Source organism: Aggregatilinea sp., from assembly GCF_036822615.1.
Classification (GTDB): domain Bacteria; phylum Chloroflexota; class Anaerolineae; order Aggregatilineales; family Aggregatilineaceae; genus Aggregatilinea.
The window spans coordinates 1-22,274 of the sequence record NZ_DAISHJ010000001.1 but is presented as its reverse complement, the minus strand read 5'-3'; the positions used below and the strand labels follow the sequence as shown (position 1 = coordinate 22,274).

The window sequence follows — 22,274 nt, the reverse complement described above, 5'->3', positions numbered from 1 at the left end:
CATGAGAATCGAAAGTGTGGTTACGGCGCAGCAAGCGCATCCGGCTGCGGAGCCGGGGTACTACGGTAAATCTCCATGACGGGCGTCAACCGGCCCATCGCCTCCGCCAGGGCGACCATCGGCGTGATGTTGGGCACATTGCTCTGGCTGATATAACGCTCGGTTAGGGTCTGCACGTAATCAAAAATATTGTCTTTCCCCAACGGCTGGAGCCGGAGCAGCGCGGCGTTCACATCCTGATCCACCCCGTAGCCTTCGGCAACCATCACCGTATACTCGTCCTGGTACCACGGCGCCAGCGCCGCCAGAGAACTGTTGGTGTATTCTACCGGGAATTGTTCCCACCCCAGGTAGATGCCGATGCCGATCCCGGCCAGAAGTCCGATTAACAGGGAACCAATCGTTCGTTTCATAAGACGCGCACATCTCGGGTTAGACTGAGCCAATGCCACCTGTTATAATCTGGCCCGGCGGGATCGCGCAAGAACTGACTGTTTACCAATACAACACGAGCCAGGATGTCTGCATCCCGGCTCGTCAGTAGTGCCGAAGGTGGGAGTCGAACCCACAAGGAGTCACCTCCGCGCGATTTTGAGTCGCGTGCGTCTGCCAATTCCGCCACTCCGGCTTAATGTGTTGCAAGTATATGTTGATTTCGAGCATTCGTCAACGGTAATTTACGCCGTGAAAGGCTAAAAAACCGGCACCCGGCATGGACGAGTTTCTTCTCATTCAAGCGGCCCGGCGGGGCGATGTCGAGTCGTTTAACACACTCGTGCTGGCGTACCAGGACATGGCCTTCAGCGTCGCGTACCGCGTCATGGGCGAATCCGAAGCCGCCGCCGACGCCACCCAGGAAGCGTTCATTTCTGCGTTCAAAAAGCTGGACCAGTTCCGGGGCGACCAGTTCAAAGCGTGGTTGATGCGCATCGTCACGAATGCCTGTTACGATGAGCTGCGCCGCCGCCAGCGCCGCCCGGCGGCCAGTCTCGACACGCTGCAAGATGAAGCGCCCCAGGCCGAGCTTGCCCTGCTGGACGATGACGAAACCCCCGAGCAGCGCCTCCAACGCGCGGAACTCAACCAGGCGATTCAGGACTGCCTGACCGATCTACCAACCGATCAGCGCATGGTAGCCGTCCTGGCCGATGTCGAGGGGTACGCTTACCAGGAAATCGCGGACATGACCGGCAGCAGTCTGGGCACGGTGAAATCGCGCCTGAGCCGCGCCAGAACCCGCCTGCGCGATTGTTTGCAAGGCGCTGAGGAACTTTTACCGGCGAAATATCGTCTGATCAGTGAGTAAACACGGGCCGCGAATCGCAGCCATAAGCACGTAAAGAACGAATCATGCCTACTTCTCGCAGCACCCTGACTGACCGCGACATCGAGCTTCTGTCCGCCTACCGCGACGGCGAGCTGTCTGCCCGCGAACGCGCGGAGGTCGAGCACCATCTGGCGGACGATGCGTCCTGGCGCGACGCCCTGGCCAGCATTGAGCAAACCCACAGTTTGCTCAACGATCTGCCACGGCTGCGCGCGCCGCGTAACTTCACGCTCGACCCGGCAGTGTACAGCCGCAAACCGGCATGGTGGCAGGTCGTGCTGACCCCGCGCGTGCTTCAGTTCAGCGGCGCGTTGGGCGCAGCGGCAGCCGCCATTCTGATCGTCATCGGCGCGCTGACGGGCACAACGCAGGAAAAGGCTCTTTCAACCGTGGGCCAGAGCGAAGTCGCAGCAGCGCCGACCGCCACGCTCGAAGTGCAGGCGAACATGGCCGCAGGAACTATAGCCGAATCGTCTCTCTCACCGCAGCCGCAGCCCATGACCGCGACGCCCGCAGTGCTGCCCACCGGCACACCGCAGATCGAGATGTACGCGGCACAGGCCGCCGAAGGCGAAATGAATCCAACCTCCCCTGAAGCCTTGAGCGCGCCCTATGGCGCGGCGGCGCAGCCTGAACTGGATGGCGCCCCTGCCCCAGCGAGCGATTCGTTCTCGCCCGAAGCGACCATTCAGCCGCCTGCGGTAGCCTTCGACAGCGCGGCAGAAAGCGCCGCAGACAGCGGTGGAGGTACAGGGGAAGCACAGAGCACCCTTTCTGCGTTCCGCGAGCAGGAAGAAGCCGAGCAGCCCGCGCCTGCCGCGGCTGCGCCCCAGATGGCGGTGACAGAAACCGCCGCCGATGCGATCACGCTGGCGGAACCGGCAGTTCAACAGGCTGAAATGGCAACGGAGACGGTCCCTGCCGAAGCCGCGAAAGAAGCCGCGCCAGCGCAGACAACAAGCACAAGCCGCAACTGGGCGCTGATCGGCTCCGGCGCAGGGCTGCTCATTCTATCCGGCGTCGTCTTTGTCTTGGGCCGCAAAAATAGCAGGCGTACATGAGATATCCGGTCAATTTCTGCCAGGTATGCGGCGAACCAATGAGCGATCAGGTTGCGTTCGGGAAGGTTCGCCGCGTTTGTTCGAGCTGTGGATTCATCTATTTCGAAGATCCGAAAGTGGCAGTTGCCGCGTTCATCGAGGACCAGGAGCGAGTGCTGCTGGTGCGCCGCGCCAACAACCCCGAGCGCGGCAAGTGGGCACTACCCGCGGGCTACATGGATGCGGGAGAAGATCCGCGCGCAGCCGCCGCCCGCGAAGTCCTCGAAGAAACCGGGCTGGAAGTCGAGATTCTGCGTCTCGTGCAGGTAATGGGGCCCAACGAATTCGGGACATCGCTCATCCTGATCTATGCGGCACGCGCCCTCGGCGGTGAAGCACGCCCGCAGGATGATGTCGATGCGCTGTGCTGGCTCACCCGCACCGACAGCCTGCCCGATCTCGCGTTTGAAAGCACCCGCACCATGATCGCAGCGTGGAAAAACGGGGCTTAATCCACCCCTTCGCCCTGGTTTCCAACCCGGCTGAGCACCGCCGTCCATTCGGGCGTCAGCCGCAGCCGCCAGTAGAGGCGCATCAGGCCGGGCGCATATCGCTCCGCCAGCACACTCAGCTTTTCCATCGCCCCCCCCATGATAACTTCGTGCTCGCCGCGCAGCAGGCCCAGAATCGCACGCTCCGCCACTTCGTCGGGGTGCTCGATGCGGAACCCCTGGCGCTCCAGGTAATCCTCCGCTTCCGGCGGCAGCAAATCGGTATGCGTCCACCCCGGCAGCACGAGCATCGCCTGCACGCCGGAACCGTCCACCTCGCGCCGCAGCGCATCGGTAAACGCGGCTAACCCGGCCTTCGCGGCGACGTAAGCCGTGAATAGCGGCGTCGGGGTGCGGCTGAACCCCGATCCTACGTTGATGATCGTGCCGTGGTGCGCCGCCAGCATGGACGGCAGCACAAGTTGCGTGAGCCGAATCGGAATGCGCAGGTCCACATCGATCACGCGCTGCATCGCGAGCGGGTCTTGATCTTGCAGCTTGCCCGCCAACAGCAGCCCGGCGTTATTCACCAGCACGTCGATCCGACCGAACGTGCTCAGCGTCAGATCGACGGCGTGCTGCATCTGCGCTTCGTCGGTTAAATCGGTCGGAATAACCAGCACCGCCGTCGTGTATGGCTCGACCTCGCGGCGCACGGCTTCGAGCTGCTCGACCGTCCGCGCGACCAGCACCAGACGCGCGCCCCGGCGTGCGAAGGCGAACGCCAGCGCCCGCCCGATGCCCGATGACGCGCCGGTGATCAACACGACTTCGCCGTCCAGCACCAGCGGCGAATGGCGCGGCTGGAAGTAGCGCGCCAACCAGTACAATCCCCCGGCGACCGCCCCGCCCCACAGCAAACGATGGCTGCGTTTCATGTGCCGCTCCTTTACGTTCCGGACACTTTACGCGCGATGCCGACCTGATTGACCCCCAGCGTCAGCGGAATGAGCGTCGTACGCGTCATCACCTGGATCAGTGACGGAATACCCAACACGGCAAACTGGATGCTTTTCGGCACAACCGGGAAATAGGGCACGTCCCACAACCCGTCCCCAAAGTGGTGCAGCATCTTGAACCCGTTGGCTTCGCACCATGCGCGCCACTGGGCGGGCGGCTGCACGTTGATGTGCGTCGGGTCTTTGCCGATCGCGTCCGTTGCCGGATCTTTGAAACGGCGCAGGCTGTAGCCGGGATTCGGCGTCGCAAACAGGAACAGCCCGCCGGGGCGCAAAATGCGGTTCACCTGCTGGATCGTTCCTTCAGGATCGGCCAGATGCTCGACCAGATGCAGCGCGACCACGACGCTGAACTCGCCATCGCCAAAACGCGACAGGTCGTCGGCGTCCATCACGAAGCCTTCCGCCTTCGGCGCGTTGACGTGCAACTGATCGATGCTGTAGGCCGCGATATCGATACCCACGCACGAAAAGTCATCTTCCAGCAGACCGAGCAAATGCCCCAGCCCGCAGCCCATTTCGAGCAGCTTGCCGCCGCCGGGCGGCGCATAGCGCTTCGCCAGCGCAGCATAGTAGCGCCGCGCAAACCAGTACATGCTGAACCGGCCCAGCGGGCGATCGGCATAGTTATAACTTTCAAAATAGTGCTGCCCATATTCGTGGACCGGCACTTCCTTCACGTCTTTCGTAGGAGTTATTTGATCGTTCACCGGACTTTTGCCTTCGGGTTAATCATCGGTACCTAGAATAAATACACCCTGTTCGAAAAATCCCTCACCATCAATCTGGACCAATCCCTCACTGATCGCGTAACAGGCGGTCAGCGTCTCGTCCACGATGCCCTCATCCACCAACTGCCAGCCTTGCAGCGCGACGACCGCCTGCGACCGTGCCAGCCGGTCCATCACGTAACTTGACGCCGGACGCCGCGCCCGCGCTGCTGCCTCGATAAAGGCCATGACTTCCTGGCGGATGACTTCATCACGGGCCGTATTCAAAATGACGTGGAGCGAAGCCAGCACCGGATCGTCAAACACTTCAAAGCGATTGGTTCCCAGGGGGCGGACGTAGTGATGCCGTTCCGCGAGCCACACCTGAAGCTGCGTCGTAGAGGACAGTGGGGCCAGTGAAAAGAACCGGATGTAGTAACCGTTCATACCCTCTAATTGTAACGGCAAGTCAACGTGCCGGGCAATGTCCTGGGCAACGTACCGGGGTATGGGAAACAAAAAGGAGCAGCACGCGGCTGCCCCTTCGATCGAATTCACGTGGTGCGTCAATGGCCAAAGGCGAGCGTGATGCCTTTCGCCATGTCGGTCGCCAGATAGGGTAGGATGCCGAGGATCAGCGTTCCAACCGCCGAAATGCCGATCGCCCAGGCCAGCGGCCACGGCGTCGATGCTTCGCTGTCGCCATCTTCGAAATACATCGCCCACACGACGCGCAGGTAGTAGAACGCGGAAATCGCGCTCGTCAGCACGCCGACCAGCGCCACGCCCATCAGATCCGCCGAGATCGCAGAGCGGAACACGAACCACTTCCCGATGAAGCCACCGGTCAGCGGAATGCCCGTCAGGCTGAACATGAACAGCGCCATCGCCGCCGCCAGCGCCGGATTGGAGCGCGACAGGCCGCGCACTGCGTCCAGGCCGGTATTGGATGTGTCGTTGCGCTCGACCGCGATGATCACCGCGAACGCACCCACATTGGTGAAGGTGTACGCCAGCAGGTAGATCAGGATCGCCTGCACAGCTTCCGGCCCCTCGCCCGGCAGGCCAGCCGCCGCCACCGCGATCAGGATATACCCGGCATGCGCGATGCTCGAATAGGCCAGCAGACGCTTGAGATCGCTCTGCGCGATGGCGACGATGTTGCCGAGCAGCATCGTCAGGATCGCCAGCAGCCAGATCGTACTTTGCCACGCTGCCGCGTCACCTGCATCGAGCATGAAGTTCGGCACGCCACCCGCCAGCACGCGCAGCAGCCCGGCGAACCCGCCGACCTTCGCCGCGACGCTCATGAACGCCACAACCGAGGTAGGCGCACCCTGGTAGACGTCCGGCGTCCACATGTGGAACGGCACCGCCGCCACCTTGAAGCCCAGGCCCACCAGCACCAGCCCGACACCGACTAGCAGCAGATAGCGCGTGCTGTCGGCATCGGCGACGATTTGATCCACGGCGGTCCAGACACCCTGCAGGCTCGTCGTGCCGGTCGCACCGTAAACCAGCGCAATGCCGTACACCAGGAAGCTAGACGCAAACGCGCCAAGCAGGAAGTACTTCATCGCGCTTTCTTCGGACTGCGCCTGCTCGCGCCGGAATCCGCTCAGGATATACAGCGGAATCGAGAGCAGCTCAAGGGCGATGAAGATGACCGTCAGGTCGCCTGCCGCCCCCATAAACATCACGCCGCTGGTGACGAACAGCAGCAGAACGTAATATTCACCGCGCTGGATACCTGTGCGCTGCAAGTAGTCATAAGCAACCATGACGCCCAACAGGGCCGTGACCAGCGCGATCACGTTGATCATGTCGGTGAAATGATCGGCCAGGAACAACCCCTGAAGGACCGGATCGCTGCCGCTGAGATCGATCACATCCGTGAGCGACAGCAGCGAGAGCACCAGCGATAAGCCAATGCCCGCCGCAGCCAGTCCCGCCGTGAGGGACTTACGTTCCTGCGGGATGAACAAATCCGCGACCAGCAGGAGGCACGCCCAGATCGCCAGTATGAGCACCGGCAGCGTCGCCCAAATGTTGAGATCCCCTATGTCAGGAACTTGAAACATTGAGTATCACCGCCTATCGACCTGCGACTGCCGTGGCTGTAGCACCGAGCTGCTCGACGAGATGCGCCACCGAGCTATCCATCAGGTTGAAGAACAGGCCCGCCTGCAAACCAATCACGAAGATCACGATCAGGATCGGAACGAGCGACCACAGTTCCTGCCAGTTCAGATCGGGCAGGTTCTTGTTTTCGTCTTTGGTGACCGCGCCCATGAAGACGGTGTTGAACATGTACAGCATGTACACCGCCGCCAGGATGACGCCCAGCGCCGCCAGCGCCGTGAAGACCATGCTCAACACGTCCGAGCCAGCCGACCCCAGCAGAATCGTGAACTCGCCCACGAAGCCGTTCAGGCCGGGCAGACCCATGCTCGACAGCACGATCACCAGCGCGATACCGCTGTAGAGGGGCATCACCTTCCAGATGCCGCCGAAGGCGTCCAGCATACGGGTGTGACGGCGTTCGTACAGCACACCGACCGCCAGGAACAAGCCGCCCGTGCTGATGCCGTGGTTCACCATTTGCAGGATGCCACCCTCGATGCCCGCTGAGTTCAGCGCGAAGATACCGAGCATCACGAAGCCCAGGTGGCTGATGGACGAGTAGGCGACCAGCTTTTTGATGTCGCGCTGCGCGTAGCTGACCCACGCGCCGTAGATGATGCCGATGACGGCCAGCGTCGCAATGTACGGCGCGAAGTGACGGCTCGCTTCGGGGAACAGCGGCAGGTTGAAGCGCACGAAACCGTAGGTACCCATCTTCAGCATGACGCCCGCCAGGATGACCGAGCCAGCGGTCGGGGCCTGCACGTGCGCGTCGGGCAGCCACGAGTGCAGCGGCCACATGGGGACCTTCACCGCGAACGCAATGGCGAAGGCCAGGAACAGCCAGCGCGCGGTGTTCGTGTCCAGCACCAGCGAGCCGTTCTGCATGTGGGCGAGAATAACCGGCAGCTCGAACGTACCCGCCTTGTTGCCCAACCACAGGATCGCCAGCAGCATGATCAGGCTGCCTGCCATCGTGTAGAGGAAGAACTTGATCGCGGCGTAGATGCGGTTTTCGCTGCCCCAGATGCCGATGAGGAAGTACATCGGGATCAGCGACACTTCCCAGAACACGTAGAACAGGAAGAGGTCCTGCGCGATGAACACGCCCATCATGGCCCACTCGATCATGAGCAGGAAGCTGTAGTACAGCCGCACCCGCTCTTTGATGGAGTTGAACGACGACAGGATCGCGATCGGCATGATGAACGTGGTGAGCAGCAGCAGCCAGATGCTGAACCCATCCACGCCAACGTAGTAGCTGATCGTGAAGGTATCGCCCTTGATCCAGTTCCAGTGATCCGTCATTGACGGTTGCAGCCCTACTACGCTGCTGTCGAACTCCCGCAGCACCAGCAGCGACACAGCGAACGTGACCAATGAGAAGGTCAGAGCGGTCCAACGAATGGCCTGATCACTCAGCGTGCGGAGAAGTATCAGCGCCGCCACTCCCAACAGAGGGAGCATAAAAACCACAGTGACCAAAGAGATGTCATCCATATGTTTTCGGTCCTTGTGTTACATGCCCAGCAGATCGCGGATCACCGGGAAGAGAATAATGACGATTACCAACAGCGCACCGAACAGCACGCTGAGCGCATATGTCCGTACAAAACCGGTTTGGATGCGGCGTAAGCGGTTTGACGCCATCTGCACACCGCCGCCAATCGAGTTGAACGAGCGGTCGATGATGCCGCGATCGATCGGCTGCGAAAGGACGCGGGTCGCGGTCTGGAAGGAGCGATAGATCAGCACCTCGTGCACGAAGTCGTGCCAGAACGACCAGTCCAACTTGCCCGCCAGCCACCATGCAGCGTCACGGAACGGGAACACAATGTACTTGTAGTAGGCTTCATCCCAGTACAGCCGGGCATTCGACAGCGCAAACGCCGGGGCTGTGCGCGGATTGGCTTCCAGCGGGTCCGGCGGAACGCGGTCGAGCGTGCGATCGTTGTAAATGAGCTGGGCGAGGTAAATTGCAGCCCCGGCGACCAACAGCGCGATGCCCGCCAGCAGCCAGACGAGGTTGCCCGCGTGCGCGTAGGTTACGGCGTGCTCCAGCCAGGACGTGAACTGGTGCGAGCCGAAGATGTCCGAGAGAATCGGGACGTTGGACGGAACGTTGATGAAGCCGATCACGACGCTGAAGAAGCCCAGGACCGCCAGAGGGGCGATCATCGTCAGGGCGGATTCGGGCGCGTGTTCGGCAGCCTCGTGGCGCGCCTTGCCGAAGAAGACCAACCGCACCTGACGCCACATGTAGAACGCCGTGAACGCCGCCGCGATCAGCAGGCCCGCGAACGCGATGTACCCGTCCAGACGGCCCTCGTCAGTGCCCAGCTTGAGCGCATCCGCCAGGATTTCGTCTTTCGACCAGAACCCGGCGAAGGGGAAGATGCCCGCGATAGCCAGCGTCGCCGCCAGATAGGTCCAGAATGTGACCGGCATGCGGTTTCGCAGGCCGCCCATGTTACGCATATCCTGCGCGTCGAACGGCTCCTCGTCGTGGTGGCCGTGTCCGTGTTCGTGCAGGTGATGGTGGCCGTGCTCCATGCCGTGAATCACCGAGCCGGAGCCGAGGAACAGCAGCGCCTTGAAGAACGCGTGCGTCACGAGGTGGAACATCGCCGCCGCGTACGCGCCGACGCCAACCGCCGCCACCATGAAGCCCAACTGGCTGACCGTGCTGTAGGCCAGGACTTTTTTGATGTCCCACTGCCCCAGCGCGATAAACCCGGCCACGAGCGCCGTCGCCGTGCCGATGATCGTCACAATGAAGGATGTCGTTTCGGCGGCGTGGTAGAACACGTTGGAGCGGACCATCATATAGACGCCCGCGGTCACCATCGTCGCCGCATGGATCAGGGCGCTGACCGGCGTAGGACCGGCCATCGCGTCCGGCAGCCAGACGAACAGCGGGATCTGCGCGCTCTTACCGGTCGCGCCGAGCAGGAAGAACAGCGTGATCAGCGTCAGGGTGGTCTTCAGGCTCATCGAAAAGACGCCGAAGTTGACCTCGTGATCGCCTTCTTCAAGCCAATGTGACGCCTGATTGAATACGCCCATCGCGGTCGTCTCGTGCGGCTCTTCGGGGACTTCCGCCTCGAAGACGGCTTCGCCTTCCGCTTCCGCCGCCGCTTCGGTGTGGTGCACCAGCGGGGCTTCGCCCTTCTCGTAGAAGGTCAGCGAGCCAAAGGTCCAGAAGACCAGGAAGATGCCCATCAACAGGCCCCAGTCGCCCACGCGGTTGGCAATGAATGCCTTGCGCGCGGCATTGCTGTTCTTCCAGCCTTCGCCGTTCGGCTTGTCGAACCAGAAGCCGATCAGCAGGAACGAGCACAACCCCACGCCTTCCCAGCCGACGAACAGCACCAAATAGCTGTTGCCCGTCACCAGGATCAGCATGAACACCAGGAACAAATTCAGGTACACGAAGAAGCGCGGGAACCGCTCATCGCCGTGCATGTAGCCGATGGCGTAGATGTGGATCAGCGTACCCACGCCCGTGACGACCAGCATCATCGTCACGCTGAGCGTATCGACGCGGAACTGCCACAGGAAGTCGATGTTTTCCGAGGGGATCTTGATCCAGCTTCCGAGCAGCGGCATATTCACGACCGCCGCCCCGTAGCCGGTGTCCACCTGCGCAATCCACAGCAGCACTGCGATCAGAAACGCCAACCCGCTCGCGCCAACGGCAACGATTGCGACCCCCCGTTCACCCAGGTGTTTGCCCGTGAACAGGTTGATCACCATCCCAACGAGCGGGAACAGAATTATCAGTGGTACAAGGTCGAAGAAGTTTTCCATGAATGCCCCTATCGATGGGTCCATCCAACGACAAGCATGGCCGGTTAGTCCCGGAAGAGATGAAGCTCGTCGATATCGATGCTCTTTTTCGTCTTGAAAATTGCGACGATCAGCGCCAGCCCAATGGCAACTTCTGCCGCAGCCACGGTCATCACGAAGAAGACCATAAGCTGTCCGTCACCGTTCCCCCACTGGCGCGCGAAGGCAGCCAGTGCCAGATTTGCCGCATTGAGCATGAGCTCCACCGACATGAAAATGAGGATGGCATTCCGGCGCAGCAGCACACCCACCGCACCCATAACGAACAGGATCGCGCTGAGCAAAACGAACAATTCGGTTGAGACTTCTGGTGCTCCCATGAGGTTCCCCCTGTAAGCGCGGCGGCTACTTGCCGACCTCGCGGGTGATTGGGTCTATCGCGGGCACATACCCGGGACGATGCTGCGTGTCGCGGCGTACGGTCGAGTCGTGCGTCAAAACGAGCGCGCCGATCATCGCCACCAACAGCACCAGCGCCACCATCTCGAACGGCAGGATATAGTGGCCGAACAACAGTTGGCCGATGTGGGTCGGGCTGCCGAAGCTGGCGAGCGTCTCGCCTTCCAGCTCGATCACCTGATTCTCCCACGCGTTGCCGCTTTCCTGGGTGGCGGTGAAGATCCACAGCATGGACTTGCCCGCGTCGAGCGTTTCATCGCGCAGCATGGCGAGATGCGTGTTCGTGTCCCCGGTCGGGAAGACGCCGATGGAATGCGTCCCGGCATGGATGGTCACGCCCGGTATCGCCTCGCCGTAGCTCAAGTCCTGGAACAGCAGCTCGTCCTGAGACACGTCCCGCACATCGACCGGCATACCATCCGGCAGTGCATTGATCGCCAGCACGCGCAGATCGCTGCCCGCAGGCTGCGACAGATCCTCGACCGCCGGGACCAGTTCCAACTGCTGCGTAGATGTGCCGATTGCAGTGAGCGATACCGCCTCGCCCGCGCGCAGATCGACATCCTGCGTGATGACCGGCTCGGTATCCTGCGGATCGTCGCCTGCGTTGAACATGCTGACGGTCACCGAACCGGCGTCCATCGCCTCGAAGTCCGATGCAGACTTGAACGCCAGTGCGCTCGCCACGACCTCGTCGTTGACGTACACGTCGATGCTGTCGAGCGCGCTGGCCGCGTTCACCACTCGGACGCGCGGAACCGTCTGGTCGCGCGAGGTGAGCTTGACGTCACCGCGCACGATCGCCAGACTGGCGACGAGCAGGAACGCAACCGCGAGGGTAATCGCAACCGGGGTCATCCAGCGGAACCGCGTTTGAGCGCCAGGAAACACGCGCTCTGCGCCCAGCAGCATGATCACGAACAAAAACAAGACCATGATTGCGCCCGCATAGACGGTAATTTGCACCATCGCCAGGAAAGGCGCGTTGAGCATCAGGAAGAAGAACGCGATGCACGCAAAGTTCAAGATCAGGAACAAGGCGCTGTGCACAGCGTTTTCGCTGATGAGCATCATGGCTGCCGCAACAACGGCGATTGCGCCAACGATAATAAAAAGCGTGAGTTCCATCGGTAATGCCGTCCTATGATAACGACCGGCTCAAACACATAACCAGGACGATACGTAACGGGAAGCCGGGCATCTTGCCAGCCTGGCTTCCGATTGGTCACGCCTAGAGCGGATCTTCCATGTCTGGGATCGCCCGCGTGAACTTGCCCGGTTCCGTCTGTTGGGGCGTTTCCGGCGCACCCGGTGCCGGTGGATCGATGAGCATGTCTTTCGTGTAAATCGCGTCGCGCCGGTCCTGGAAGCTCAGACGATAGTCGTGTTCCAGCACAATCGCCTCGGTCGGGCACGCGTCTTCGCAGTAGCCGCAGAAGATGCAGCGCAGCATGTTGATCTCGTACGTTTTCGCGTACCGCTCGCCGGGGCTAAAGCGCTGTTCGTCGGTGTTTTCAGATGCTTCCACCCAGATCGCGTCCGCCGGGCAGGCCGCCGCGCACAAGGCGCAGCCGATACACTTTTCCAGCCCGTTATCATAGCGCTTCAGCGCGTGGCGGCCCTTGAACCGCTCGCGCACCGGGCGCTCCTGCTCCGGGTACTGGATCGTGACCTTCGGCTCGAACGATTGTTTAAGGACCGTTGTCAAACCACGGATGATATTCATTCAGCAATCACCTGAACTCTACGTTTACTGACGGCTCGACTCAAGAGACGCGGCCTGTCCCGTCGAGGCGGGGGTCTGCAGCACTACCGCACGCGCGCCGCTCGGAACCGACACGAGCTGTACGTGAGCGCTGCGATCGAGCGGTTCGTTCCCGCCGGTGCGGTTCAGCCAGCGCGCCGCGCCAATCACCGTGACCACAATGGCCACGATGGACAGGACCGCGTACGCCCCGGTTCCGATCGCGTCCGCAATCAGGACCGCGAAGGCCGACCACGCCACAGCAACCAGCGCCAGCGGCAGCATAATCTTCCAGCCCAGCGACATCAGGCGGTCGTAGCGTATACGAGGCAGCGTCGCGCGCACCCAGATCATGCCCATCAGCAGCAGGAATACTTTGATGCCGTACACCAGCGGGCCAAGCAGCGGCAGCTTGTCGATGAAGAAGAAGTGATAGCCGCCGAAGTACATTGCCGTCCCCACCAGGCTGACGTTGATCATGCTGATGTATTCGGCCATGTAGAACATAGCAAACTTCATGCCGCTGTATTCGGTATGGTAGCCTGCCGCCAGTTCCTGCTCCGCTTCGGGCAGGTCGAACGGCGCACGGTTGACTTCTGCCAGCAGCGCAATCAGCAAGATTGCTGCGCCCAGCGGATTCTGGAAGACGTACCACCCCAGAATCGGGACCTTATTCTGCGCGTCGATGATGTCGCCCACACTGAGCGACCCCGCCAGCAGAATCGGGACCACGATCGCCGCGCCCATGCTCAGCTCGTAGCTGATCATCTGCGCCGACGAACGCAAACCGCCGAGCATCGAATACTTGTTATTGCTCGACCACCCTGCCAGCACAACGCCATACACACCGATGCTGGTAATCGCCAGCAGCCACAGCACACCGACGTTCAGATCCACCAGCCCCTGCTCGACGCGATACCACTTGCCGTCGAACCACGGGATCGAGATCTTCGGGCCAAGCGGAATCACGGCCACAATCAACAGGGCGGGAACCGTTCGAATGACAGGGGCCAGCCAGAAGATGATCTTTTCCGCCTGAAGCGGAGTGAGGTCTTCCTTAAAGATCAGCTTCACACCGTCAGCGACGGGCTGCAAAAGCCCCCACGGGCCCGCGCGGTTCGGCCCGATGCGCGCCTGAAGCGCGGCCAGGAAACGGCGCTCAAGCAGCGTCGTATACGCGAACGCTGTCAGCAAGACAAAGAACAACAGCAAACTGGTGAAGATCGCGTGGAGCACAGAGCACGTGGTATTCGTGCTGCATTCCACGATAATCGCAGATTCTCCCGGTCCAAACATAGCCCGGCTACTCCCCTACTTTTTGCACTGTGCATGCCGCGGGATAAATCGGTGACGGGGTATCGGTCAACTGGCGCGGCAGCAGCACCGTACCAGCCGGAGCCTTGCCATCCACCCGCGCGACAACCTCAACCTGTGCGCCCCCGGCGTTGACCACGATGCGATCGCCATCGCTCACACCCAGCTTTGCCGCGTCATCGGCGTTGATCTCGGCATACGGTTCGGGAACGCGATGGTGCATCAGATCGCTTTCTTTGAACAGCAGTCCGCGATCGAACAGCGTCCACACCGGCACGACCTGAAGTCCTGCCGCCGGAGCAGCCGCGCCGCCAACCGGATCAACCTTCAGCCGCGCCGCCGGATCTTCAGCATCCGTGATCCACTGGACGCCCAAGCCACTGCGGTTCGTATAGGACGTGCCGCCATAGTACAGGTCGTCGCCGCCGACGTCGGGGAACTGATCCTCGACCCAGGCGAGGTTGCTGAAGCCCATATCGGCGTAGCGCGCCATGTTCTGCGTGATGTCGCGCATGACACCCGCCGCCGAAACACGCGGCGCCTTGCCGCCCAGATCTGCGGCCAGATCGGCAAAAATACGCCAGTCGGGCAGTGCGTCGCCCACCGGACTCTGCGCCGCATAGAAGCGCTGCACCCGGCGCATGCCGTTGGTGAACGAGCCATCCCGCTCCGCAAAGGTCTGGCTGGGCAGGACCGCGTGAGAAATCGCGGTCGTTTCGCTTACCAGCGGCGAAACCGTCACGACATAGCGCGCCTTCTGAATTGCGGCAGCAATCGTCGCGTCGGCGGCCACGGGGTCGCACCCGGCGATCACCCAGGCTTCCGGCGGATTCTGGATCATTGCGGCGGTGGCTTCGGACGAGAAGCCCATGTCGAATGCGCCCTGCATGTTCGCGCCGGGCCACACCGGGACGAGGCCGTTTAACGGACGGCCAACATGTCCGGTGGCGATCAACAGGTTCGCCGCGGACCGCATCAGATCGCGGTGCTGGTCCAACGTCAGCCCTTCCGCCCCGGCGAAGATTACCAAATTGTTCGCGCCTGCCAGCGCGCCCGGAAGGTCGCTGCTGTCCGCCGTGGCTTTCTTCAGGCTCGCACGCAGCTCTTTCAGTCCATCCACGCGCCCGGCAACCGGCGACCCGCTGCCTGCGTCGCCGCCGACAGCCGCCGCGACGACGCCGTTCAACCAATTCACCGCGTCGTCGTAAGTGTAGCGGATCGAGGTGTGCGCATACTGGTCGAGCTTGGTTGGGCGCGCGTTCGCCACCACGACGTTGACGCCGCGTTCTGCCGCCTGCTTGACCTGCAGCCACCAGATCGGGGCTTCTTCCTCAAAATCGGACGCCACCACGAGGATCGCGTCACCCGCGCGCATATCCTGAATGCGCGTCTCGACGCCCACCCCGGCCTGCGCCACAGCATCCGCGCCGGTCATAGTCGCGGGCCAGACGCCCAGGAGCGGCTCACCGCCGACCTGTTCCGCCAACCGGCGCATTTCCCACAGGTCTTCATTGGACAGGCTCGGACCGGCCAGGAAGCCGACCCGCCCGCCGGACGTCTTCAACTGCCGCGCGACTTCACCGCGCACTGCAGCCCAATCCGTCTCGACCAGCGCCCCGTCCTTACGGAGCGACGGGCACTCGATCCGGTTTTCGGACCGCGTGAAGTGATGGCCGAAACGACCCTTGTCGCAGATCCAGATCTCGTTGACGCGCTCGTTCTGGCGCGGCATGATGCGCTTGATGATCGTCTTGCCGCCCGCATCACGATCCATGCGGGTGCTGGCAGTGAGGTTGCATCCGACCGGGCAGTGCGGGCAGATCGTCGCCTGCTCTTCCATCTCCCACGGACGCGCGCCAAAACGGAAATCCGCGGTCGTCAGGGCACCCACCGGGCAGATATCGGTCGTGTTGCCGCTGAACTTCGTATCGAAGGGCGGATCGCTGATCGTAACGATTTGCAGGCGGCGTCCGCGCTCGTGGAAGCCGAGTACATCGTCCCCGGCGACCTCGTCGCAGAACCGCGTGCAGCGCGCGCACTGGATGCAGCGCTCGCGGTCGAGGAAGATCAGCTGGCCCAAGGGCACGTGCTTCGCCAAACGCTGCTTGTCGTCGAACACGAAGCGCGACTCGCCGGGGCCGTAGCCCATCGTCAGATTTTGCAGCGGGCATTCACCGCCCTTGTCGCAGATCGGGCAGTCCAGCGGGTGGCTGGTCAGGAGAAATTCGAGGATGGAATTGCGCCCCGCGACCACTTTTTCGGTCGTGGTGCGGATCACCATGCCGTCAGCACACGTTTGCGTGCAGGCGGTTTGCAGAGTCGGGAACCAACGCACGGCGGGCTGGCCCTGGTCGTCAAGCTGCGGCTTGCCCGTTTCCCGGTCGATGGTCATCGTGCCCAGCTCCACCAGACACATCCGGCACATGCCGACCGGCTTCATCTTCGGGTGGTAGCAGAATACCGGGATCTTGACGCCATGCAGCTTGGCCGCATCGACCAGATTCGCCCCACGGGGAACCTGATACTCGCGTCCATCAACAGTAATCGTTACGGTGTCGGTCATGTCGCTCCTCAGCGATCAGAGCTCAGCGATAGCGTACTCGCTCAACAACAATGAGCTAGCGGCGGCAGCGTTGCAGCCCGTCTTCAGCCCAGTCCATATAGTATTGGTAAAGATATCCCCACGCACTGCGTTCCAGCGCATCGGCAGCCAGGTCATGCGCCGCCGCAAAATCCGCCTGCGCCTCGTCCACGCATCCCCGCGCCAGCCATTCTTCGGCGCGAAAGAGATAGTTGACGGGCACGTCCGGCTCTGCTTCGATCGTTTCGCTCAACAGCAGCACCGGAATCGGCGTCAGATCCACTATGCACCACCCTGCGGAACAGTCTCGGGCAGCTCGCCCGCTTCTTTGCGCGTGAGGTCTTGCATCGTTTCAACGGTCTGCGCGTGCTTCGTCTGGGCGTTGGCGATATACTGCTCGTATTCCTCGCGGAAAGTCTGAACCGTTACCAACACGGGGTTAGCGGCGAAATCGCCGAGCGCGCACAGAGTTACGCCCTTCATCTGCTTCGGCACGGATTCCAGCAGCGTGAGGTCACGCGGCGTTCCCTCACCCCGCAGCAGGCGTTCGTAAATACGATCCAGCCAGAATGTCCCTTCGCGGCAGGGTGTGCACTTCCCGCAGCTTTCGTGTTTGAAGAAGTGCGTCATCTTGGCTGCGGCCCAGACGATGTCCGTATCTTCGTCCATCAGGATGAACGACGCGGAACCGAGCGTGCTGCCAATTTTCGCCATTTCCTCGTACGTCATCGGCGTATCGAGGACTTCATCGGTCACGCGAATGACCGGACCGCTCGCGCCGGACGGCAGAATACCTTTAAGCTTCTTGCCGTTGGGAATGCCGCCGCCATGCTCGAAGATCAGCTCGCGCATGGTCGTGCCAAGCGGAAGCTCGTAGTTTCCTGGCTTTTCAATGTGGCCGCTGAGGCAGAAGATCTTCGGGCCGGGGCTTTGCGGCGTGCCGATCTCCTTATAGGCATCCGGTCCGTTGACCATGATCCACGGCACGTTCGAGAGCGTCTCGACGTTGTTGACCACGGTCGGCTGGTAATACAGACCGCCGCCCTTCTGCGCCGGGAACGGAGGACGGACGCGCGGCTGGCCGAGCAGCCCCTGCAGACTGTTGAGCAGCGCGCTTTCCTCGCCGCAGATGTACGCGCCTGCGCCGAGGTGCACGAACATGTCACAGCTCCAGCCGGAGCCGAGCACGTTCTCGCCCACGAGATTCGCCTGGCGCGCCTCTTCGATGCGTTCTTCGAGCGCATGCGCGATATCCCAGAACTCGCCTCGGCAGTAGATGTATACCGCCGTCGCCTGGATCGCGTAGGCTGCGATCATCGCGCCTTCGACCAACTGGTGGGGGTTCTTCTCGATGATCTGCCGATCCTTGAAGGTGCCCGGCTCGCTCTCATCGGCATTGACCACCACATACTTGATCGCCGCATCCTGGGGGATGAAGCTCCACTTGCGTCCCGTCGAGAACCCCGCGCCGCCTCTACCGCGCAGGTTGGAGTCGAGGACGGTTTGAATCACCTCTGGCGGGGTCATCTGGAGCGCTTTACGCAGCCCCTCGTAGCCCCCATTCGCCACGTACGTGTCGAACTGCCAGATGTCAGGAATATCAAGATCGCGCAGTAGGATATGGGCCATAATTCTCGATACTTGCTCCTGTTCGGGATACCGTCGGATTCCCGCCCTGCGGGTCTGGTTCAGCCCGGCGAGGACTACACATCACCACGATCCCGCTTACTCACGTAATGAATATCAGGGTGCGTCTCGTACCCGGCCTGTTCAAAAAGCGCCAGACTCGCGCCGTTCGAGCCTTCAATCAATGCCGCGATGACGCTCATGCCTTGAGCCTTCAGCAGGCACTCGGCTTCTTCGATCAGCCGCCGTCCGGCACCCTTACGGCGCACCGCCGGATCGACCGCTAACCGGTTGATCCATCCCTTGCGGCCATCGTGCGTCGCCAGGACTACACCGATCAGCCGCCCGCCCTGTTCCAGCCCGATCACGGTCTGGGTTCCGCCTTCGATCTGCTCCGCGAACGCCTCACGGCTGTCGCGTCCCGTCGGGCGGATGGGCAATCCCGCCGCTTCCCACAACGCACGTACTGCGTCGTAGTCCCCGGCAGCCAGCGTCACAACCCGCCAGCCATCCATGCTGCTAGCTAGCGGCGGGTTCCCCCGCCTCGGACTGTGCCGCTTCGGTCCGCAGTTGTTCGATCAGCGCCTTCATCTTTTCCATATCCAGATTTTCGTGATAATGGAAATTGCACTGAAGCATCGGCCCATGATCGCAGGCCGCGAGGCACATCACCGGCTCGACCGTAAACAGGCCATCTTCGGTCGTACCGCCGTGATCGCCCAGGCTCAGGTAGTCGCACAACTGCGCGTAAAAGTCATCCGCGCCGCGCAGTGCGCACGGCAGGTCCGTGCACACCTGAAGCCAATATTTGCCCTTGGGCTTCTCTGAATACATGGTGTAGAACCCGGCGATGGAGTGCGCCTGGGTCGGATCGACGTCACACAGGGCCGCGACTTCGCGCAGCGCGTTCTCGTCCAGCCAGCCGTATTCTTCCTGCGCCAGATAAAGCAGATCCATGATACCGGACCGCTTGTCCTGGTACTTCGAGAAAATCTTAGCGATGCGCTCGGGATACTTTTCTGCCAGCACGGCATTACTCCGGTTCTGTAGAACGTTAATCGCGCGGCTTAGCGGTCACTATCGCCAAGCACAATATCGATGCTGCCGATGATACCGACGAGGTCGGCAATCATGTACCCTTCCGACATCGCGGGCAGCGCGCTCAGGTGAATGAAGCTCGGCGTGCGGAAGTGCGCGCGCCACGGGCGCGGGCTGCCGTCGCTGACCAGGAAGCATCCCAGTTCACCGCGCGGGCTTTCCACGCGGGCCTACACTTCGCCCTTCGGCGGGCGGAAGCCCTCGGTCCACAGCTTGAAGTGGTGGATGACTGCTTCCATGCTGCGGCCCAGCTCGGAACGCGGCGGCGGCACATACTTGCGGTTGTTCGAACGGAACGGGCCATCAGGCAGCTTCTCGACGGCCTGATTCAGAATACGCACGCTCTGGCGCAGTTCCTCGACGCGGACCATGTACCGGTCGTACACGTCGCCATTCTGGCCCACCGGCACGTCAAAATCGAACTGGTCGTACGCGCTGTACGGCATCGCCTTACGAATGTCCCACGCGATGCCCGAACCGCGCAGCGTGGGGCCGGTGCAGCCCATCGCCAGCGCATCATCGAGCGAAACATAGCCGATACCCTGCGTGCGGTCGCGCCACAGCGGGTTATTGGTCAAAAGCGTTTCGTATTCGTCGATGCGGCGAGGGAAATCGTTCAGGAAGCCGCGCAGTGTAGGTAGAAAGTCAGGCGTGATATCACGCCACACACCGCCGGGGCGAATGTAGCTGGTCATCATGCGCTGGCCGGAAATCATCTCGAACATGTCGAGGATACGCTCGCGCTCGCGGAAGCAGTAAAGGAACAGGCTCATCGCGCCGATGTCCATTGCGTGCGTACCGAGCCACACGAGATGGCTGTTAATGCGTGTCAGTTCCGCGCCAATCACGCGCAGATACTGTCCACGGATCGGCACGTCAAGCTCCGCCAGCTTTTCGATAGCGAGGCAGTACGCGAGGTTGTTGCCCATGTTGTTGAGGTAGTCCATGCGGTCGGTCATGACCAGGGCGCCCTCGTACTTCTTGGACTCCATATTCTTCTCGATACCGGTGTGAAGATAGCCGATATCGGGAATACAGTTCACGACCGTCTCGCCGTCAAGCTCAATCGCCAAACGCAGAACACCATGCGTGCTCGGGTGCTGAGGTCCCATGTTCAGGACCATCGTTTCACCCGTCAGGGCGCGCTCGCTGACAAGATTCTTCAGCGATTGCAGGGATTCTTCCCACTCGTATTGTTCTGGCACAGTTGTCATTACATACTCGCTTCCGGTATCCGTCACTTTTGGGCCAGCGGCTTGTGCTTGGTGATCTCGTCGTAGTTAAACGAGAACTGCACGGTTTCGTAGCCGAGCGGGTAGTCCTTGCGCAGCGGATGGCCTTCCCAGTCGTCGGGCAGCAGAATGCGGCGCGGGTCCGGATGGCCGTTAAACGTAATCCCCAGCAGGTCAAGATATTCGCGTTCCTGCCAGTTTGCCGCCGGATACACGGGCGTCACGCTGTCCACGGTGGGATCGTCGCCCGGCAGCATCACCTTCAGCCGCAGCGACGCGTTGCGCGGCATCGAATACAAGTTATAGGCAAGCCCAAAGCGCGGTTCCGCCGGATAATAGTCAACCCCGGCGACATCCGAGAGGAAATTGTATTCGAGACCTTCCGTGTCCCGGCAAAACCGGCAGATATCCAGCAAGCGCTCGCGCGAGACGGTTACCGTGGTATCCCCCCGGAATACCAGCACGTCCTCGATCGCATCGGGGAAAGCCGATTTGAGCGCTTCTACAACTGCATCTAGTTCAGGCATAACATTCTCACCTGTCCGTACAAGCCATGACGAGAGCAGTGGCGCAGCTTCGCTGCTACGCCCGTTCTTTTTCGTACCAGTAGTCGAACCGTTCCTGCTTCACCCGTTCGTGCAGGGTTATAATGCCGTGGATGAGCTGCTCCGGGCGCGGAGGACACCCCGCGACATAAACGTCAACCGGAACGATCTCATCGACGCCCTGCACCAGCGCATAGTTATTGAACACGCCGCTGCACGATGCACAGTCACCCATGCTCAACACCCACTTGGGATCGGGCATCTGGTCGTAGAGCTGGCGCAGGACCGGAGCCATCTTGCGAGCCACCCGCCCCGCCACAATCATCAGGTCGCTCTGGCGCGGGCTGGGACGGTTCAGCTCCATCCCGAAGCGGGACATGTCATAATTCGATGCCTGGGTGCTCATCATTTCAATCGCGCAGCACGCCAAGCCAAACAGCATCGGCCACATGGCATTGGTGCGTGCCCAATTGACCGCATCCTCAAGCCGGACGGTCACGACGCCCAAATCACCGAGCTTCTGGCCTACTCCCATTCCAAGCCTCCAACCTTCCACTCGTATACGAATCCAACCGTCAGGATAAAGAAGAAAACACCAATAACCGCCAACCCGTACCATGCCAGGTCACGGAAAATAACTGCCCAGGGAATGAAGAAGATCACTTCGATGTCGAAGAGAATGAACAGGACTGCAACCCGGTAGAAGCGGACGGGAATACGCCGCATTGCGGGGCCGAAGGGCTTCATACCGCTTTCATAGGGGCTAAGCTTACGTTCAGCCGGGTTGAACGGGCCGAACAAACGCGACATAAAAACGATCAGGAAGCTGATCGCGACGGACAGAATGAGCAGAGCCGCAACTGGGGCAAAATCTGATAGCACAACAGGTTCTCCCTTGTGCAAGACGGCGCGAGGCTAATCAGATGTTAATTGTACAAATTAGAACAAACTTTTTAAAGATTATCATAAACAAATCTACCTGTCAAACCGTGTTTCAACCCGATTGAATATAGGAGAAGATAGCACATTTACGGGAATTTTAACAGGTGTTTTTAGGTTGTTTTGGGGATTTAAAATAAATTGAACGATCATGAAGGAATGCTAGTGGGCTTTAAACAAGCAAAGAGGCTGGTGAGTGTTGGCGACGACCTACTCTCCCAGGGGGCTACCCCCCA

22 protein-coding genes, 1 tRNA gene and 1 pseudogene are annotated in these 22,274 nt (G+C 61.1%); 3 read left to right on the top strand and 21 right to left on the bottom strand.

The annotated features are described in order from the left end of the window. Positions 1-20 precede the first annotated feature (20 nt). A complete protein-coding gene (locus V7116_RS00120) occupies positions 21-413 on the bottom strand; it encodes a hypothetical protein (protein ID WP_324389136.1) in 393 nt (130 codons plus the stop codon). Positions 414-544: 131 nt separating this feature from the next. Further along, positions 545-628: transfer RNA gene (locus V7116_RS00115), tRNA-Leu, on the bottom strand. 84 nt (positions 629-712) lie between these two features. Here V7116_RS00115 and V7116_RS00110 point away from each other — a divergent pair. From V7116_RS00110 to V7116_RS00100, 3 genes are read left to right on the top strand one after another with little or no spacing between them, the layout of a single operon-like run. Further along, the gene (locus V7116_RS00110; RefSeq protein ID WP_324389134.1) at positions 713-1,306 is read left to right on the top strand and encodes a sigma-70 family RNA polymerase sigma factor; all 594 of its coding nucleotides are present in this window, start codon (positions 713-715) and stop codon (positions 1,304-1,306) included. Positions 1,307-1,350: 44 nt separating this feature from the next. Continuing rightward, entirely contained in the window at positions 1,351-2,388 is a 1,038-nt protein-coding gene (locus tag V7116_RS00105) for an anti-sigma factor family protein (RefSeq protein ID WP_324389132.1), read from the top strand. A 38-nt stretch (positions 2,389-2,426) separates the two neighbouring features. Further along, on the top strand, positions 2,427-2,879 hold the full coding sequence (locus tag V7116_RS00100; RefSeq protein WP_324389130.1) for an NUDIX hydrolase: 453 nt from the start codon (positions 2,427-2,429) through the stop codon (positions 2,877-2,879). Here V7116_RS00100 and V7116_RS00095 read toward each other — a convergent pair. The 19 genes and pseudogenes from V7116_RS00095 to V7116_RS00005 form a co-directional block, all read right to left on the bottom strand. Further along, a complete protein-coding gene (locus V7116_RS00095; protein WP_324389128.1) occupies positions 2,876-3,796 on the bottom strand; it encodes an SDR family NAD(P)-dependent oxidoreductase in 921 nt (306 codons plus the stop codon). The two genes, V7116_RS00100 and V7116_RS00095, sit on opposite strands and share 4 nt — an antisense overlap. An 11-nt stretch (positions 3,797-3,807) precedes the next feature. Next, positions 3,808-4,587: a class I SAM-dependent methyltransferase gene (locus V7116_RS00090; protein ID WP_324389126.1), complete on the bottom strand. Its 780-nt coding sequence runs from the start codon at positions 4,585-4,587 to the stop codon at positions 3,808-3,810. Between the two features lie 18 nt (positions 4,588-4,605). Next, positions 4,606-5,034 carry a hypothetical protein gene (locus V7116_RS00085; RefSeq protein WP_324389124.1) on the bottom strand — a complete coding sequence of 143 codons (429 nt, stop codon included), beginning with the start codon at positions 5,032-5,034 and terminating at the stop codon, positions 4,606-4,608. Positions 5,035-5,153: 119 nt separating this feature from the next. Continuing rightward, positions 5,154-6,668, bottom strand: a complete 1,515-nt coding sequence (locus V7116_RS00080; protein ID WP_324389122.1) for an NADH-quinone oxidoreductase subunit N — start codon at positions 6,666-6,668, stop codon at positions 5,154-5,156. Positions 6,669-6,681: 13 nt separating this feature from the next. Continuing rightward, complete coding sequence (locus tag V7116_RS00075) at positions 6,682-8,211, bottom strand: complex I subunit 4 family protein (RefSeq protein WP_324389120.1); 1,530 nt, start codon at positions 8,209-8,211, stop codon at positions 6,682-6,684. Positions 8,212-8,229: 18 nt separating this feature from the next. Further along, on the bottom strand, positions 8,230-10,521 hold the full coding sequence (gene nuoL / locus V7116_RS00070; protein ID WP_324389118.1) for an NADH-quinone oxidoreductase subunit L: 2,292 nt from the start codon (positions 10,519-10,521) through the stop codon (positions 8,230-8,232). Between the two features lie 44 nt (positions 10,522-10,565). Continuing rightward, entirely contained in the window at positions 10,566-10,880 is a 315-nt protein-coding gene (nuoK, locus tag V7116_RS00065; RefSeq protein ID WP_324389116.1) for an NADH-quinone oxidoreductase subunit NuoK, read from the bottom strand. A gap of 25 nt (positions 10,881-10,905) precedes the next feature. Continuing rightward, positions 10,906-12,087 carry an NADH-quinone oxidoreductase subunit J gene (locus V7116_RS00060; RefSeq protein WP_324389114.1) on the bottom strand — a complete coding sequence of 394 codons (1,182 nt, stop codon included), beginning with the start codon at positions 12,085-12,087 and terminating at the stop codon, positions 10,906-10,908. Between the two features lie 103 nt (positions 12,088-12,190). After that, a complete protein-coding gene (nuoI, locus tag V7116_RS00055) occupies positions 12,191-12,685 on the bottom strand; it encodes an NADH-quinone oxidoreductase subunit NuoI (protein WP_324389112.1) in 495 nt (164 codons plus the stop codon). 24 nt (positions 12,686-12,709) lie between these two features. Then, positions 12,710-13,999, bottom strand: a complete 1,290-nt coding sequence (gene nuoH / locus V7116_RS00050) for an NADH-quinone oxidoreductase subunit NuoH (protein ID WP_324389110.1) — start codon at positions 13,997-13,999, stop codon at positions 12,710-12,712. 7 nt (positions 14,000-14,006) lie between these two features. Further along, positions 14,007-16,580 (bottom strand): NADH-quinone oxidoreductase subunit NuoG, encoded by a 2,574-nt coding sequence (gene nuoG / locus V7116_RS00045; RefSeq protein WP_324389108.1) that lies wholly within the window; start codon positions 16,578-16,580, stop codon positions 14,007-14,009. A gap of 55 nt (positions 16,581-16,635) precedes the next feature. Further along, on the bottom strand, positions 16,636-16,881 hold the full coding sequence (locus V7116_RS00040; protein WP_324389106.1) for a hypothetical protein: 246 nt from the start codon (positions 16,879-16,881) through the stop codon (positions 16,636-16,638). Continuing rightward, the gene (gene nuoF, locus V7116_RS00035) at positions 16,881-18,227 is read right to left on the bottom strand and encodes an NADH-quinone oxidoreductase subunit NuoF (RefSeq protein WP_324389105.1); all 1,347 of its coding nucleotides are present in this window, start codon (positions 18,225-18,227) and stop codon (positions 16,881-16,883) included. The genes V7116_RS00040 and nuoF overlap by 1 nt, the downstream gene beginning before the upstream one ends. 74 nt (positions 18,228-18,301) lie before the next feature. Beyond that, positions 18,302-18,739, bottom strand: a complete 438-nt coding sequence (locus V7116_RS00030; RefSeq protein ID WP_324389103.1) for a GNAT family N-acetyltransferase — start codon at positions 18,737-18,739, stop codon at positions 18,302-18,304. A 4-nt stretch (positions 18,740-18,743) separates the two neighbouring features. Continuing rightward, positions 18,744-19,253, bottom strand: coding sequence for an NADH-quinone oxidoreductase subunit NuoE family protein (locus tag V7116_RS00025; RefSeq protein ID WP_324389100.1), 510 nt, complete (start codon positions 19,251-19,253; stop codon positions 18,744-18,746). Between the two features lie 38 nt (positions 19,254-19,291). Next, positions 19,292-20,536, bottom strand: a pseudogene (nuoD, locus tag V7116_RS00020) (NADH dehydrogenase (quinone) subunit D). Between the two features lie 23 nt (positions 20,537-20,559). After that, the gene (locus V7116_RS00015) at positions 20,560-21,081 is read right to left on the bottom strand and encodes an NADH-quinone oxidoreductase subunit C (protein ID WP_324389098.1); all 522 of its coding nucleotides are present in this window, start codon (positions 21,079-21,081) and stop codon (positions 20,560-20,562) included. A gap of 55 nt (positions 21,082-21,136) precedes the next feature. Continuing rightward, positions 21,137-21,634, bottom strand: coding sequence for an NADH-quinone oxidoreductase subunit B (locus tag V7116_RS00010; protein WP_324389096.1), 498 nt, complete (start codon positions 21,632-21,634; stop codon positions 21,137-21,139). Then, positions 21,625-21,981 carry an NADH-quinone oxidoreductase subunit A gene (locus V7116_RS00005; protein ID WP_324389094.1) on the bottom strand — a complete coding sequence of 119 codons (357 nt, stop codon included), beginning with the start codon at positions 21,979-21,981 and terminating at the stop codon, positions 21,625-21,627. Before V7116_RS00005 ends, V7116_RS00010 begins: the two co-directional genes overlap by 10 nt. Positions 21,982-22,274: the final 293 nt, after the last annotated feature.